We start from the raw sequence: 15,442 nt of genomic DNA on the forward strand, positions 1-15,442 counted from the left end.
CCCTTTGTGCTATCTGCCTCTTCCCTTGCGTTACAACATCCCTCGCACCCATCACGTGAATGCTGCCTGCCCCTGCAGACTTACCGTCCCCGCGATACCCTCGTCTCGCTATTCGAGATGCTTTTTGACAGCTCCCTACGCATCGTTCAACATCCAGCACTCTCGGTGCTAGAATCCGCACAGGTTTCGCGGCCATTCGCGAACCGGCCCGTCATTCCGCCACACAGTTGCCCCCCATGCTGAAAAAGCTGTTCCAGTCTTTTCGTCTTCCTCTGCGCCGCATCCCGCATCCCCGTCGCTCACCTGAAATTCTGTCCAGCCGGCAGCATTCCCTACATCGCAACGAGATCAGTCGTTACGCGGTGAGCGTGGTCGAACGCCTACAGCAGGCCGGTTACGAGGCTTATGTAGTGGGCGGCTGCGTACGCGATCTGCTGCTGCAGCTGAACCCCAAGGATTACGACGTCGCCACCAGCGCAACGCCCGAACAGGTTCGCGCCGAGTTCCGCAATGCGCGCGTGATCGGCCGACGTTTCAAGCTGGTACATGTGCATTTCGGCCGCGAGATCATCGAGGTAGCCACCTTCCGCGCCAACCACCCGGAAGAGGATGACGATGACGCCAGCCACCTGGCCTCGCGCAACGAGAGCGGCCGCATTCTGCGCGACAACATCTACGGCACACTGGAAGACGATGCCCAGCGCCGCGACTTCACCATCAATGCGCTGTACTACGACCCGACCACTGAACGCATCCTCGATCACACCCGCGGCGTACATGACATCCGTAATCGGCTGATACGCCTGATCGGCGATCCGGAGCAGCGCTATCAGGAAGACCCGGTGCGCATGCTGCGCGCCGTACGCTTCGCCGCTAAGCTCGACTTCGAAATCGAGCGCCACAGCGCCGAGCCCATCGTCGATCTGGCCGATCTGCTCGACGGCATTCCCTCGGCACGCCTGTTCGACGAAACGCTCAAACTGTTCCTTGGTGGCAAAGCCGAACGCACCTTCGAACTGCTGCTCGAGTACGACCTCTTCGCCCCGCTATTCCCGGCGAGCGCCGCAGCGCTTGAGCGCGACCCGGAATATGCCGGCACGCTGATCCGCAACGCCCTGGCCAATACCGACCTGCGCATCGAACAGGGCAAACCGGTAACGCCTGCATTCCTGTTCGCCGCGTTGCTCTGGCCTGCCCTGCCCGCGCGCGTGCAGGAATTGCAGGACCGTGGCATGCCGCCGATCCCGGCGATGCAGGAAGCGGCACATGACATCATCTGGGAACAGTGCCAGCGCACCGCGATTCCCAAGCGCTTCACCATGCCCATGCGCGAAATCTGGGATATGCAGGAGCGCCTGCCCCGTCGCCAGGGCCGCCGCGCCGATCAGTTGCTGGAAAATCCGCGCTTCCGTGCGGGTTACGATTTTCTTCTGCTGCGCGAAAGTGCCGGGGAGCAGACCGGAGGGCTGGGCGACTGGTGGACCGAATACCAGGACGCTACCGATAGTGAACGCCGCAACATGATTCGCGGCCTGAGCAACAAGGAAGAAGCCGGCGGTGCGAAGAAGCGCCGCCGCGGCGGGCGCCGTCGCCGTGGTCCGGGCGAAGGCGCCGGCAACCCGGCTGAATAGGATGGAGCGCGTTTACATCGGACTGGGTAGCAACCTGGCCGATCCGCAACAGCAATTGCGCGGCGCGCTGCAGGCGCTGGCGGAACTGCCGCAGAGCAATTTGGCAGCAGTCTCGTCACTCTACGCAAGCGACCCACTCGGGCCTGCCGACCAACCACGCTACGTCAATGCCGTTGCTGTGCTGGAAACCGGCCTCGCGCCACTGGCGCTACTCGACGCCCTGCAGCACATCGAACTGGCCCAAGGTCGCGAGCGCAAGACCGAACGCTGGGGGCCGCGGACGCTGGATCTGGACATTCTGCTATTCGGCGACCGCATGATTGATGAGCCCCGCCTGCAGGTTCCGCACTATCACCTGCAGGCCCGCGCGTTCGTACTCTATCCGCTCGCCGAGATCGCACCGACCGAACTGGTGCTGGCCGATGGAAGACGGCTCGTCGATCTGCTTGCGGCCTGCCCGTTCAATGGCCTTGAGCGACTCCACGACAAGAGTGTCACCGGCGCAGTAACGAACGTAACGCGCAGGTAACACTCGCGATTGACTTACTCTGCCGCCGCCGGGACTATAAGCGCCCTCTGCCGCCAGCGGCCATTGCACCTCGCATGCACCGCCCGGCAATCCTGACCTCCGAGGCTCGAAGAGGACGGCATTCATGCCAGACGTAACCCTGACCACGCTGCAAGGGCTCAAGCAGAAGGGCGAGAAGATCGCCATGCTCACCTGCTATGACGCCACCTTCGCCAAGACTGCCTGCGATGCGGGCGTCGAAATGCTCCTGATCGGCGACTCACTCGGCATGGTCCTGCAAGGTCACGACAGCACCCTGCCGGTCACCGTCGGCGACATGGCCTACCACACCGCCAGCGTCAAACGCGGTAACCGCGGCGCCATGATCGTCGCCGACCTGCCATTTATGGCGAACGCCACCACCGAGCAGACGCTGAACAACTCCGCGCTGCTGATGCAGGCCGGTGCGCACATGATCAAGCTCGAAGGCGCCGCCTGGCTGGCCGAATCGATCCGCCTGTTGGCCGAACGCGGTATTCCGGTGTGTGCCCACATGGGGCTGACGCCGCAGGCAGTCAACCTGTTTGGCGGTTACAAAGTACAAGGCCGCGAAGAAGCCCAGGCGCAGCAGATGCTGGAAGACGCCAAGTCGCTGGAAGCAGCAGGAACCGCGATGCTGCTGCTCGAATGCGTTCCCAGCGAACTGGCTGCGCGCATCACCCGGGCGGTACAGATTCCGGTGATCGGCATCGGCGCCGGCAGCGACACCGACGGCCAGGTGCTCGTGTTGCACGATATGCTCGGGCTCTCTCTCGGTGGCCGAGTGCCGAAGTTCGTCAAGAACTTCATGCGCGAGCACGGTGACATACCGTCTGCCATCGCCGGCTATGTGAAAGCCGTCAAGGCCACCGAATTCCCCGCAGCCGAACACGGTTTCTCCGCATGAACATCGTCAAGACCATTGCCGACCTGCGTGCTGCGGTCGCCCGCGCCCGTGGGGAAGGCAAGCGTATCGGCTTTGTGCCGACCATGGGCAACCTGCACGACGGCCATATCGCGCTGGTGAAAAAGGCCGGTCAGCGTGCCGACTTCGTGGTTGCCAGCATCTTCGTCAATCCGCTGCAGTTCGGCCCCAATGAGGACCTGGACAACTACCCGCGCACGCTCGCGGCGGATCAGGACAAGCTGTTCGAAGCCGGCTGTCATCTGCTCTTCGCGCCAAATGTCGAAGAAATGTACCCACACGGCCAAGCTCAGCAGACCATCGTTCGGGTCCCGGGCGTCTCCGAAGGGCTCTGTGGCGGCAGCCGTCCCGGGCACTTTGACGGCGTCTCCACGGTGGTGACCAAGCTGTTCAACATGGTTCTGCCGGATCTGGCCGTATTCGGGCAGAAGGACTTCCAGCAGCTGGCTGTAATCCGCACCATGGTTCGCGACCTGAACATGCCGGTGCAGATACTCTCCGAGCCAATCGTTCGGGCCGAAGATGGTTTGGCATTGTCTTCGCGCAATGGCTACTTGAGTGCAGAAGAGCGCGCCATTGCGCCCGTGCTGTATCGCACGCTTGGCCAGCTGGATGTGGCGATTCGCGGCGGCCGCCGTGATTATCCGGCACTGATCGCCGAGGGCCTGAGCGCCCTGCAAGCTGCCGGCCTGCGGCCTGACTATCTGGAAATCCGCAACGCGGTCGACCTGCAGCCGATAAATGGCGAAGCCGGCGAGCTGGTCATCCTCGCAGCGGCGTACCTGGGCAAGACACGGTTGATCGACAACCTGCTGATCGATATCCATCCATCTGCCTGAGTTTTTCCAACCACCCATAGCCTTGATCGCGTTCAAGGCTTAGGGCACACTCTGCGCCGCTTGCGCCCCCGGAGGACCCCGCCATGCACGCCATCATGCTCAAGGCCAAACTGCACCGCGCCCAGGTAACTCACTCGGTGCTCGACTATGAAGGGTCCTGCGCCATCGACGGCGACTGGCTGGACCTGGCCGGAATCCGCGAATACGAACAGATCCAGATCTATAACGTCGACAACGGCGAGCGCTTCACCACCTACGCCATTCGCGGCGAAGAAGGTTCCAAGATCATCTCGGTCAACGGTGCCGCGGCCCACAAGGCTGGTGTCGGTCATCGCCTGATCATCTGCGCCTACGCTCATTACAGCGAGGCAGAACTGGCCAATTTCAAACCCCATGTTCTCTACATGGGCGCCGATGGCGAGCTGAGCCACACCAGCAACGCCATCCCGGTACAGGTTGCCTGAGCCACCGCCAGATGCTGTCGAATGAAAGCCCGAAGTGTTCCGCACTTCGGGCTTTTTCGTTTGATCGCGACTCAACGGTCAGGAGGCGATTGGGCGAAAGCGCTGATACGAGCACAATAGAAGGCAAAAGCCCGGAACACAGTAGGGGGTTTCCCTGTCTGACCTGTCTCTGATGGCATAGGATGTGCCTTCACCGGCTCGGTCAAAGCCGGGTTCGGCCAGCATCCGCAGCATTCAGGAGGAGTGCCGGCGCGCCCGCACGGTCATACACATCACTGAATCCTGTCACGGCATTGCCCGCCGACGCGTGAACCGCAGGGATTCAGCGGCCTGTCAAAGCAAAGGAAGCCGCATCACCATGAGCTACTACCAGCATCCGCTCGATGTCACCGGCCTGCCGTCCTGGAAGGCCCTGGAAGAACACCGCCTGACCATGCAGAACTTCAGCATGCGAGAGGCATTCAAGGCCGACCCGACGCGTTTCGATGATCTGTCGGTTTCCTGCAGCGGCCTGTTTCTCGACTATTCGAAAAACCTGATCACCCCTGAAACCCGCACGCTGCTGGTGAACCTGGCCCGCGAGGCTGGCGTCGAGCAGGCTGCACGCGCCATGTTTGAAGGCGAGCGCATCAACGCATCAGAAAACCGCCCCGTATTGCACACCGCACTGCGTCGCCCTATGGGTGAGTCAGTGATGGTCGACGGGCAGAACATCATGCGCGATGTGCACACCGCACTGGCCCAGATGACCGATATCGTTACCCGAATCCACAACAACCTGTGGCGCGGCTTCAGCGACAAGACCATCACCGATGTGGTGAACATCGGCATCGGCGGCTCGTTCCTCGGTCCGCAGCTGGTATCAGAAGCGCTGCTGCCGTTCACCCAGCACGGCGTGCGCACGCACTACCTGGCCAATATCGACGGCAGCGAGTTCCGCGAAGTAACCGCCAAGCTCAACGTCGAAACGACCCTGTTCATCATCTCCAGCAAGACCTTCGGCACGCTCGAAACGCTGAAGAATGCCCAGGCCGCGCGCACCTGGTATCTGGGCAAGGGCGGCACCGAAGAGAAGCTCTACCGCCACTTCATCGCTGTCACCAGCAACAAGAAGGCCGCCATCGATTTCGGTATTCGGGAGAAGAACATCTTCCCGATGTGGGACTGGGTCGGTGGCCGTTACTCCCTGTGGTCGGCAATCGGCCTGCCCATCGCGCTGGCCATCGGTATGTCCAACTTCAAGGACCTGCTATCCGGCGCCTATAGCATGGACCAGCACTTCCTCACTGAGCCGTTCGAAAGCAACATGCCGGTTCTGCTGGCAATGCTCGGCATCTGGTATCACAACTTCTGGGGCGCTGAAAGCTATGCCTTCCTGCCCTACGACCACTACCTGCGCAACTTCGTAAAACACCTGCAGCAGATGGACATGGAGTCCAACGGCAAGAGTGTGCGGCAAGACGGTACGCCGGTCTCCTGTACCACCGGACCGGTAATCTGGGGTGGTGTGGGCGCCAATGGTCAGCATGCCTACCATCAGTTGCTGCATCAGGGCACACCGCTGATTCCAGCAGACTTCATTGTGCCGGTAGTCAGCCACAACCCGGTCGCCGACCACCACGAGTGGCTCTACGCCAACTGCCTGTCGCAAAGCCAGGCGCTGATGCGAGGCAAGACACGCGAGGAAGCCGAGGCCGAACTGCGTGCCAAGGGACTGAGCGAAGCGGAAGTTCAGCGCCTGGCGCCTCACAAGGTCATTCCCGGTAACCGGCCAAGCAATACTGTGGTCATGGAAACCATCAGTCCCGGCCGTCTCGGTGCACTGATCGCGCTGTACGAGCACAAGGTGTTCGTACAGGGGGTGATCTGGGGAATCAATTCGTTCGATCAGTGGGGAGTCGAGTTGGGCAAGGACCTGGGCAAAACCGTCTACAACCAGATGACCTGCTTCGATGCGGCCCCGGCAGAAGACGCCTCCACTCAGGGCCTGATCGACTTCTTCCGCGGCCGTCATCGCGGTTGATATCGCCCTCGACCGGACAGTGCACGACTACTGTCCGGTCTCATTCCCGTCTCCCCTCTTATTGCGCCAGCAACTGACGAGCGGCCGATGGCAGCTGCCTGATCAGGTAACATCGCCCCGACCCAAGCCAGAAGCGCTGTCGCCATGGAACTCATCCGCCAACATATCGAAACCCGCGTACTGAGCCTCACTGGCCTTGCAATCGGCGGTGTGGACTATGAGAACCCGCCCGGCGACCCCGGCCTGTTCGGACCCGAGTCGGTATGCTGGCGCGTGCATGGTGACTTCACCTCGATGATGGTTGGCGGGATCTCCGCGCTGCTATTGCAGGCCTTACATCCGCTGGCGCTGGCCGGCGTATGGGACCACTCGAACTTCCGTGAAGATCTACTCGGCCGACTGCGCCGCACCGGGCAGTTCATCGCCGCAACGACGTTCGGCAGCCACGCCGACGCCGAGCGTTTAATCGAGCGGGTCAGGCGGATTCACTGCGGCGTGACAGGCATCGCACCAGACGGCCGTCCTTACGCCGCGTCCGATCCAGACCTCTTGACCTGGGTCCATGTCGCCGAAGTCAGCAGCTTCCTCAAATCGCATCTGCGCTATCTCAATCCAGGGCTATCCGGTGCCGAGCAGGATCGCTATTACGCCGAAGTCTCGCTGATCGCCGAGCGCCTCGGCGCCCGCGACGTACCACGCTCGCGCGCGCAGATCGAGACATACCTGGAGCGCATTCGCCCGCAGCTACGAAGTGACGAGCGTGCGCAGGAAATACTGCAGATACTGCGCACTGCCCCCGCCCCCAGCAGACTGCTAAGACCTTTCGGTACGCTGATGCTGCACGCAGGGATAGACCTGATGCCCGAATGGGCCCCTGCCATGTTCGGCCTATCCCTGAGCGAGGCCCGCCGTCAGCTTATTCGTACAGGTGTGCGCAACACCGCACCAGTGCTGCGCTGGGCGGTACGTAACGCCTCGGTACACCGTGCGCGGCGGCGTATGGGCCTGCCGTCACGCTAGTGACGACCGCCCACTAAAGCGTTTCTTGTTAAACTGCGCGCCCTTCTATATTTCGAGCCGCCGCGCATGGCATCTCTAGACCAGGCGCTGCGCGCCGCCTTCGACTCTCGACGCCCGTTGCTCGACGAGCTGCAGCAACAGGGCACAGATTGCTACCGACTATTCCACGGCAGCCAGGAAGGCGCGTCCGGCCTGACCGTGGACCGCTACGGTCCGCAGTTGATGGTGCAGAGTTTTCATCAGCCGCTCGACGCGCGATCACTTCAGGCTATCCATGAAGAGGCCATCCGCTTCATCGGGCAGCCGCTGCAGCTCATCTACAACGACCGATCTCAAAGCAACTCGCGAATTGATCGCAGCACTGCCCTGCATCAACCAGGCGATGTCGCACTTGAAGACCAGATCGCGCACGAGTGGGGCCTCAACTACCGTGTCCGCGGCCGCCACAGTGGCCAGGATCCACTACTGTTTCTCGACCTGCGCAATGCCCGCGGCTGGGTCAAGCAGCACAGCACCGGCAAGTCGATGCTCAACCTGTTCGCCTATACCTGCGGTGTTGGTCTGTGCGCTACAGCCGGCGGCGCACGGGAAGTCTGGAACGTCGACTTTGCCGAGCGCAATCTGGCGGTGGGCCGGGAAAACGGCGAACTGAATCCATCGCTGCCAGACATGCACTTCATCCACTCGGACTACTTTCCAGCCATTCGCCAACTGGCCGGCCTCCCCGTCAGTGCGCGCCGCGGAAGAACGCTGCCGGATTACCCACGCCTGGCGCAACGCCAGTTCGATCTGGTGCTGCTCGACCCGCCCGCGTGGGCGCGCAGCGCCTTCGGGACGGTGGACCTGCTGCGCGACTATCAGAGCCTGCTCAAACCGGCACTGCTGGCCACCGCTAAGGGCGGCGTGCTGGTCTGCTGCAATAACCTGGCAAAGGTGTCGATGGAGGACTGGCGCACTCAAGTGCTGCGTTGCGCCGAGAAGGCGGGTAGACCGGTGCGCGAATGGCAAACTCTGACCCCTGCCGCGGATTTTCCCTCCCACGATGGGTTGCCGCCACTCAAGGTTCTGATTCTGCAGCTTTGAGTTGCATTGCTCATATCGCTCGATTCGGGGAACCGCGAACACATGCCATACTCCAAGGCAACCATCCGCCAGGAATACATCCGGCCATGCCCAATGGAATGAAGCGTGCGTTCACCGGTGTCGCACTCACGTTAATCTGCTACAGCCTGCTCGGCTTCCTGGTCCTGCCCGGTGTCGCCCAACGCATCGCCAATCAGCAACTGGCAGCCTACGCCACCGTCCCGGCCAGCCTGGAACGCATCGAGTTCAACCCCTTCAGCCTCGAGCTCGCGCTGTTCAACCTACATATAGGTGAGCAGAACGATCGCCAGCTGGCGCTGGAAAAGCTCTACCTCGACCTGCAATGGGACAGCCTCTGGCAGCGCACGCTGCACCTTGCCAACGCAGAGCTGGTGGCGCCGCATACCGAAGTGCGCCTTTCGGAAGATGGCGTGCTCAACCTCAGCCAGCTGTTCGACGTGCCCAAGTCAGACGCACCTGCCAGCGAAGAAAACGAAATCTTCGCTGCGCATCGATCGCCTGCAGCTGGTGCGTGGATACCTCAGCTTTCAGGACCTGCGCCCCAGCGAGCCGATAGCCCTGATCTACGATTCGCTTGATTTCGAATTGCATAATCTGGCAACCCGCGCCGACGGCCGCGCCGAGGCCCGCCTAACCGCCAGCGGCCAGAGTGGTGGGCGTATCGACTGGCAAGGCAATGTCAGCCTGCAACCGCTGGCATCTCAAGGCCAGCTGCATGTCAGCAACCTCCAGCTAAAGGACTTCTGGCCCTACGTGCGCGACGCTGCTCCACTGGCTCTCCAAGGAGGCAGCCTCGAGCTCAACACCACTTATGTTCTGGACCTAAGCAAAGGACTGGCACTGAGACTGGAGGATGCCACCCTGGGACTGCAATCACTGGCGCTCGACGGTCCTGACGGGCGCCAGTTAGTTCGTCTGGAGCAGGTCGAGCTGAGCGAAACCGCGGTGGATCTAGCGAAGCAGCAAGTCATCATTGGCAAGCTGCGCAGCCGCAACCTGGAAACCTGGGCAGCCCGCGAGGCTGATGGAGAGCTGGACTGGCAGAAGCTGTTTGCCCCCGCAAATGACAGAGCGGCCGCTCCGACAGGCGCCGCTAAAACAGCCCCACAGGATGCGCAGAGCAAACCCTGGCAGGTGCTAGTGCGCAGCGCCCAACTGCGTGATTATCAGGTGCACCTCGTCGATCGCGTCCCCGATGATGAAGTTGCGCTGAAACTAGGCCCACTGAACCTCGACATCAGCGAATTCGATAGTCTGGGAACCAGCCCCTTTTCCCTCAAGCTGGATACCGGCGTAGGCAAGCAGGGGGCTCTCAAGGCAGCCGGGCAGCTTCAGCTGAGCCCTGTGAGCGGCAACCTGAAAATCACCACCAGCGACATTGACCTGCGGCTCGCTCAGGCTTATCTAAGCCCACTGGTCCACCTGGAGCTCCGTAGCGGCATGCTGGCCAGTGAACTCGCGGTGGATGTACAGAGCGCCGAACCGCTGGCGTTCAGCGTGCGTGGAGCGATCGACGCTACACAACTGCATACGCTCGATACGATAAACAATCGCGACTTCGTCAAATGGCGGCGACTGCAGCTCAGCGGACTCGAATACCAGCACCCACACAGCCTGGACATAGACCGGATCGAATTGAGTCAGCCTTACGCCCGCTTCATTATCAATCCGGACCTGAGTACCAACATCAATGACCTGCTGGTCAATCGCAACGGGCCTGAAAGCGAAAATGCACAAGCGCAGCCAGCCGCGTCGGAACCGCTCGCTATTCGCATCGGCGGTATCGCTATCGCAGACGGCTCGGCTAATTTCGCCGACTTCAGCCTACGCCCGCCTTTCGTCACAGCCGTCCAGTCGCTGAACGGCGAGATCGGCACGCTGGACAACCGAGCGCAGAAGGCCGCCTCGGTGGATATCGCCGGCAAGGTGGATCAATACGCGCCAGTCAGTATCAAGGGCAGCCTGACGCCGTTCGACCCGCTGCAAAGCCTCGATATCGCCACGAGTTTTCGCCAAGTCGAGCTGACCACCCTAACCCCCTACTCCGGCAAGTTCGCTGGCTATCGCATCCGCAAGGGCCGTCTCAACCTGGACTTGCACTACCGTATCCAGCAGGGCCAGCTGAACGCGCAAAACAAGGTTGTACTGGAGCAGCTGCAGCTTGGCGAAAAAGTCGACAGCCCTGATGCGGTAGACCTGCCAATACGTCTGGCGGTGGCGTTGCTCAAGGACACCAAAGGCACTATTTCGATTGAGCTGCCCGTGCAGGGCAATCTGAACGATCCGCAGTTCAGCGTCATGCCGATCGTCTGGCAGACACTACGTAACCTGGTAGTGCGCGCCGCCCAGACACCATTCAAGTTCATTGCCGGACTCGCAGGCGGCGGCGAGGAGGATCTCAGCCACATCGGTTTCGCGCCCGCTAGCAGTGAGCTGGATGGCGAAGCCCGCAAGAATTTGGACACCCTGGCCTCGGCACTAAAGGAGCGCCCAGGCCTACGCCTTGAGGTCGAGGGCATGAGCTCAACCGCCGCCGACGGCCCGCTAGTAGCCGAGCAGCGCTTGCAACAGGAGCTCCGCGAAACCCAGTACCGAATTCTGCAACGCCGCGGTGACAAGGTCCCGGCGGATCCAGCTCAGATCCAAATCGAAGACGACGATGAAGCGCCATTACTCGAAGGAATCTACCGCAGTCGGCTTAGCCGCCAGCCACCAAGCGAGTGGGCTGAGCTCGATTCGCAGGAGCGTACCCAGCAGCTGCGCCAAGCTGTGCTGGACTCCTGGGCGGATAACGCCACGCTACTACGCCGGCTGAGCCGCGAGCGGGCGGGCGCGATAAAAGGCCATCTGGTCCAGGCCGGCCTGGACTCGGAGCGCATTTATCTGCTGGATACCGGAACCACCGAACGGGAAAAGGATGGCAAGGTTGCCACAGTGCTGCAATTGGGGAGTGAATAATGGCCTTGAGAACGTGTATCGGCACCTGTTTGCTGTTGGTCGCAGCTACCTGCGCCCATGCGGATACCCTGCGCTGCGGTAGTCAGCTGGTCACCACGGGTGACCGCACCTTCGAGGTGGAGCGCAAATGCGGAACGCCGCAGCATCGGGATCTGGTCGGTTACAGCCTGACTCGCAATGATCGGCAGGAGTTCAAGCTGGAGGAGTGGGTATATGGTCCGCGCAACGGCATGCTCAGCATTCTCACCTTCGAAGGCAATCGTCTGATACGCATCGAAACTCAACGAGCCAACTGAGCGCATGGAGCCTGTAAATGAATCGTCGCACGCTATTGGTTCTAATCGGCCTGCTGTCATGCAGCCTGGAAGCACACGCATCGTCCACTTACCGCTGTAACAGCCGCCTGGTGAGCCTGGATGCAACCACCGCAGAAGTGCGCAGCAAATGCGGAGACCCAACCAGTAGTGCAATGGTCGGCTACAAGGAAATCACCGACGATTACGGATACCGTCAAGAGGTGCCAGTCGAGGAATGGACCTATGGGCCTAACCACGGGATGCTCCATTTCCTACGCTTCGAGGGCAATCGGCTCCGGCAAATCGACAGCCAACGAGGTAATTAACCGCACGAAAAAACCCCGCGATCAGCGGGGTTTTTTATTCGCTCACCCGCCAGTCTCAGGCGGGGAAGAGATATTACTCGGCGGTTTTCAGGCCGTCCGCAGCAACGTCACGCACGCCCTTGATGCCTTTAGCCTTGCTGACGGCGACTTCTTTCTCGGCCTCAGTAGCTACAGTCCCGGACAGCGAAACGACGCCATCCTTGGTTTCCACTTCGATATCCATGCCAGGGGTGGCGCCCTCAGCCAACAGGGTCGACTTCACCTTGGTGGTGATCCAGGTATCAGATACAGCGTCACCGGCATCATCCATAGTATTAGCGGCCAACATGACGGTGTCGGTCTTGTCGATGGCAGGGGTGTTATCTGCCAGGGCTGCACCGGCGAACGGCAGGCTAAGAGCAGCGGCGATGGCGGCGGCAGTAAGGGTCTGAGTAGTCTTCATAGATGTCACTCCTGTTCTCATGATTTCTGGGGCATGACTCCGGCCTCAGATGCACAGATAACATCGCAAGCGGTGTGCCAACATTCTGATAATTTTTTATTCTTTAAAATCAAATAGTTATAGATATGGCTAAGTGCGTTTGACTTGCACAATGCATGTTCGGCGCTAACAGTACGTGCATCTTGCAACCTTTCTTGGACTTGCTGACGAAAGATGGACAAACAAAAAGGGCCCTAAGGCCCTTTCTGTAAACTACGCGTACCGCTTTAGACGCCAGAGGCCTCTGCAGCTGCCACATCCTTGATGGAGAGCTTGATACGGCCGCGGTTATCTACGTCCAGTACCAGTACTTTGACCTCCTGACCTTCCTTCAGCACATCGGTGACTTTCTCGACACGCTGATCGCTCAGCATCGAGATGTGCACAAGACCATCCTTGCCAGGCAGGATGTTGACGAAAGCACCAAAGTCGACGATGCGCTCGACCTTACCGACGTATATCTTGCCGATTTCCGCTTCAGCAGTGATGCCCAGTACTCGCTGGCGCGCTGCTTCAGCCGCTTCCTTGGTTTCGCCGAAGATCTTGATTGAGCCATCGTCCTCGATATCGATCGACGCCTTGGTCTCTTCGCATATGGAGCGAATGGTAGCGCCACCCTTGCCGATAACGTCGCGAATCTTGTCCTGATCGATCTTCATCGCGATCATGGTCGGAGCGTTGGCCGACAGTTCGCTGCGCGACTGGGAGATGACCTGGTTCATCTGACCGAGGATGTTCAGGCGTGCTTCCAGAGCTTGCTCAAGAGCCTGCTCCATGATCTCTTCGGTGATGCCCTGGATCTTGATGTCCATCTGCAGTGCGGTAACGCCTATGGCGGTACCGGCCACCTTGAAGTCCATGTCACCCAGGTGATCTTCGTCGCCAAGGATGTCGGTCAGAACGGCGAATTTCTCGCCTTCCTTGACCAGACCCATGGCGATACCGGCCACCGGTGCTTTCATCGGCACGCCAGCGTCCATCAGCGCCAGAGAAGCGCCGCATACCGAGGCCATCGAACTGGAGCCATTGGACTCGGTGATCTCCGAAACCACGCGGATGGTGTAGGGGAACTCGTCGGCACTCGGCAGCATGGCCGCAACGGAACGGCGAGCCAGGCGACCATGACCGATTTCGCGACGACCCGTAGCGCCCATGCGACCACACTCACCCACCGAATACGGAGGGAAGTTGTAGTGCAGCATGAAGGGATCTTTCTTCTCACCTTCCAGGGTGTCGAGCAGCTGCGCATCACGGGCGGTACCGAGAGTAGCGACCACCAGAGCCTGGGTTTCGCCACGGGTGAACAGAGCCGAACCGTGGGTCTTGTCCAGCACACCGACTTCGATATTCAGACCACGCACGGTACGGGTGTCACGACCATCAATACGCGGCTTGCCGTTGACGATGTTCTCGCGGACGGTGCGGTACTCGATCTCACCGAAGGCTTCCTTCACCTCACCGGCAGAAGGCTGGCCTTCTTCACCGGCGAACTTGGCGACAACCTGCTCTTTCAGCTCGCCCAGACGCGCATAGCGGTCCTGCTTGATGATGATGGTGTAAGCCTGGGAGATCGCTTCGCCAAACTCGCTGCGGATGGCATCGAGCAGCGCGGTGTTTTCCGCTTTCGGCTGCCAGTCCCAACGCGGCTTGGCAGCTTCAGCAACCAGCTCGGTCACAGCCTGGATCACAGCCTGGAATTCATCATGGGCAAACAGTACGGCGCCCAGCATCTGGTCTTCGGTCAGCTCTTTGGCTTCCGACTCAACCATCAGCACGGCGTCTTTGGTACCGGCTACGACCATGTCCAGGCTGGAAGCCTTGAGCTGCTCGTAGTTCGGGTTCAGCAGGTAACCGGTTTCCGGGTGGAAAGCGACGCGCGCGGCGCCAATCGGGCCGTTGAACGGAATACCGGAGATAGCCAGCGCAGCCGAGGTACCGATCATCGCAGCGATGTCCGGATCGGTCTTCTTGCTGGTGGAAACCACGGTGCAGATGACCTGCACTTCGTTCTGGAAACCTTCCGGAAACAGCGGACGGATCGGACGGTCGATCAGGCGCGAGGTCAGGGTTTCTTTCTCGCTCGGGCGCGCTTCACGCTTGAAGAAACCGCCAGGAATCTTGCCGGCTGCGTAGGTTTTTTCCTGGTAGTGAACAGACAGCGGGAAAAAGCCTTTGCTGGGATCAGCAGTCTTGGCGCCGGTGACAGCGACCAGCACGGTGACATCATCGTCAACGGTGACCAGTACTGCGCCGCTGGCTTGACGGGCGATACGACCCGTTTCGAGGGTAACGGTCGATTGACCGAACTGGAACTTCTTGATTACCGGGTTCACGGTTCTTCCTTCTCTATGTTGCCTTTGGGGAAATTGGCAGAACGCTCGGGAGTCGGCCCGAAACCTCCTGCAAGAAAGCCGAAAGCTGGAAGACCGAAGCTGTCAGCGAGAGATATCTCTGCTTTCAACTCCAGGCTTCCAGCTTCCGGCTTCCAGCTCGGGTACGTCTTAGCGACGCAGACCCAGACGACCAATCAAGGTGCTGTAACGAGTGGTGTCCTTGCCCTTCAGGTAGTCCAGCAGCTTGCGGCGCTGGTTAACCATACGGATCAGGCCACGACGAGAGTGGTGGTCTTTACCGTTGGCCTTGAAGTGACCTTGCAGCTTGTTGATGTTGGCGGTCAGCAGGGCTACCTGCACTTCCGGAGAACCGGTATCACCTTCAGCTTGCTTGTACTCGTTAACGATCTGGGCTTTTTCTTCAACGCTCAGTGCCATGATAGGGCTCCTTGAGTGAACAGGCCGGGAATCATCCCGTGTTTAATTAAGAGAAAT

Annotated in this window: 13 protein-coding genes and 1 pseudogene; 11 read left to right on the forward strand and 3 right to left on the reverse strand. The window is 60.3% G+C overall.

What is annotated here, in order from left to right; translation table 11 throughout:
* Nucleotides 1-236: 236 nt before the first annotated feature.
* From CXK91_RS21440 to CXK91_RS21490, 11 genes and pseudogenes are all read left to right on the forward strand, one after another.
* Nucleotides 237-1,631 carry a polynucleotide adenylyltransferase PcnB gene (locus CXK91_RS21440; protein ID WP_103458025.1) on the forward strand — a complete coding sequence of 465 codons (1,395 nt, stop codon included), beginning with the start codon at nt 237-239 and terminating at the stop codon, nt 1,629-1,631.
* Between the two features lies 1 nt (nt 1,632).
* Nucleotides 1,633-2,160, forward strand: a complete 528-nt coding sequence (folK, locus tag CXK91_RS21445; protein WP_103458026.1) for a 2-amino-4-hydroxy-6-hydroxymethyldihydropteridine diphosphokinase — start codon at nt 1,633-1,635, stop codon at nt 2,158-2,160.
* Nucleotides 2,161-2,284: 124 nt separating this feature from the next.
* Nucleotides 2,285-3,085 (forward strand): 3-methyl-2-oxobutanoate hydroxymethyltransferase, encoded by an 801-nt coding sequence (panB, locus tag CXK91_RS21450; protein WP_103458027.1) that lies wholly within the window; start codon nt 2,285-2,287, stop codon nt 3,083-3,085.
* Nucleotides 3,082-3,942 (forward strand): pantoate--beta-alanine ligase, encoded by an 861-nt coding sequence (panC, locus tag CXK91_RS21455; RefSeq protein ID WP_103458028.1) that lies wholly within the window; start codon nt 3,082-3,084, stop codon nt 3,940-3,942. Before panB ends, panC begins: the two co-directional genes overlap by 4 nt.
* Nucleotides 3,943-4,025: 83 nt before the next feature.
* Nucleotides 4,026-4,406: an aspartate 1-decarboxylase gene (gene panD / locus CXK91_RS21460; RefSeq protein WP_021205856.1), complete on the forward strand. Its 381-nt coding sequence runs from the start codon at nt 4,026-4,028 to the stop codon at nt 4,404-4,406.
* Between the two features lie 358 nt (nt 4,407-4,764).
* Nucleotides 4,765-6,429, forward strand: a complete 1,665-nt coding sequence (gene pgi, locus CXK91_RS21465) for a glucose-6-phosphate isomerase (protein ID WP_103458029.1) — start codon at nt 4,765-4,767, stop codon at nt 6,427-6,429.
* Nucleotides 6,430-6,573: 144 nt separating this feature from the next.
* Nucleotides 6,574-7,449, forward strand: a complete 876-nt coding sequence (locus tag CXK91_RS21470; protein ID WP_103458030.1) for an oxygenase MpaB family protein — start codon at nt 6,574-6,576, stop codon at nt 7,447-7,449.
* A 66-nt stretch (nt 7,450-7,515) separates the two neighbouring features.
* Entirely contained in the window at nt 7,516-8,532 is a 1,017-nt protein-coding gene (locus CXK91_RS21475) for a class I SAM-dependent rRNA methyltransferase (protein ID WP_103458031.1), read from the forward strand.
* 86 nt (nt 8,533-8,618) lie between these two features.
* Nucleotides 8,619-11,511 (forward strand): annotated as a pseudogene (locus CXK91_RS21480) (DUF748 domain-containing protein).
* Nucleotides 11,511-11,807: a DUF2845 domain-containing protein gene (locus tag CXK91_RS21485; protein WP_103458032.1), complete on the forward strand. Its 297-nt coding sequence runs from the start codon at nt 11,511-11,513 to the stop codon at nt 11,805-11,807. Before CXK91_RS21480 ends, CXK91_RS21485 begins: the two are co-directional and overlap by 1 nt.
* 17 nt (nt 11,808-11,824) lie before the next feature.
* Nucleotides 11,825-12,133, forward strand: coding sequence for a DUF2845 domain-containing protein (locus CXK91_RS21490; RefSeq protein ID WP_103458033.1), 309 nt, complete (start codon nt 11,825-11,827; stop codon nt 12,131-12,133).
* A gap of 73 nt (nt 12,134-12,206) precedes the next feature.
* On the opposite strand, the gene CXK91_RS21495 is transcribed toward CXK91_RS21490, so the two are convergent.
* The 3 genes from CXK91_RS21495 to rpsO form a co-directional block, all read right to left on the reverse strand.
* Complete coding sequence (locus CXK91_RS21495; protein WP_103458034.1) at nt 12,207-12,575, reverse strand: BON domain-containing protein; 369 nt, start codon at nt 12,573-12,575, stop codon at nt 12,207-12,209.
* Nucleotides 12,576-12,841: 266 nt separating this feature from the next.
* A complete protein-coding gene (gene pnp / locus CXK91_RS21500; protein ID WP_103458035.1) occupies nt 12,842-14,947 on the reverse strand; it encodes a polyribonucleotide nucleotidyltransferase in 2,106 nt (701 codons plus the stop codon).
* A 168-nt stretch (nt 14,948-15,115) separates the two neighbouring features.
* Nucleotides 15,116-15,385, reverse strand: coding sequence for a 30S ribosomal protein S15 (rpsO, locus tag CXK91_RS21505; protein WP_003280896.1), 270 nt, complete (start codon nt 15,383-15,385; stop codon nt 15,116-15,118).
* Between the last annotated feature and the right edge of the window lie 57 nt (nt 15,386-15,442).

This window comes from Stutzerimonas stutzeri, from assembly GCF_002909485.1.
In the GTDB taxonomy this organism is placed as follows: domain Bacteria; phylum Pseudomonadota; class Gammaproteobacteria; order Pseudomonadales; family Pseudomonadaceae; genus Stutzerimonas; species Stutzerimonas stutzeri_AH.

Excerpts from the sequence above, each read along its gene's own strand:
- CXK91_RS21440 (WP_103458025.1), top strand. The coding sequence starts at position 237 with ATGCTGAAAAAGCTGTTCCAGTCTTTTCGTCTTCCTCTGCGCCGCATC.
- folK (WP_103458026.1), top strand. The coding sequence starts at position 1,633 with ATGGAGCGCGTTTACATCGGACTGGGTAGCAACCTGGCCGATCCGCAA.
- panB (WP_103458027.1), top strand. The coding sequence starts at position 2,285 with ATGCCAGACGTAACCCTGACCACGCTGCAAGGGCTCAAGCAGAAGGGC.
- panC (WP_103458028.1), top strand. The coding sequence starts at position 3,082 with ATGAACATCGTCAAGACCATTGCCGACCTGCGTGCTGCGGTCGCCCGC.
- panD (WP_021205856.1), top strand. The coding sequence starts at position 4,026 with ATGCACGCCATCATGCTCAAGGCCAAACTGCACCGCGCCCAGGTAACT.
- pgi (WP_103458029.1), top strand. The coding sequence starts at position 4,765 with ATGAGCTACTACCAGCATCCGCTCGATGTCACCGGCCTGCCGTCCTGG.
- CXK91_RS21470 (WP_103458030.1), top strand. The coding sequence starts at position 6,574 with ATGGAACTCATCCGCCAACATATCGAAACCCGCGTACTGAGCCTCACT.
- CXK91_RS21475 (WP_103458031.1), top strand. The coding sequence starts at position 7,516 with ATGGCATCTCTAGACCAGGCGCTGCGCGCCGCCTTCGACTCTCGACGC.
- CXK91_RS21485 (WP_103458032.1), top strand. The coding sequence starts at position 11,511 with ATGGCCTTGAGAACGTGTATCGGCACCTGTTTGCTGTTGGTCGCAGCT.
- CXK91_RS21490 (WP_103458033.1), top strand. The coding sequence starts at position 11,825 with ATGAATCGTCGCACGCTATTGGTTCTAATCGGCCTGCTGTCATGCAGC.
- CXK91_RS21495 (WP_103458034.1), bottom strand. The coding sequence starts at position 12,575 with ATGAAGACTACTCAGACCCTTACTGCCGCCGCCATCGCCGCTGCTCTT.
- rpsO (WP_003280896.1), bottom strand. The coding sequence starts at position 15,385 with ATGGCACTGAGCGTTGAAGAAAAAGCCCAGATCGTTAACGAGTACAAG.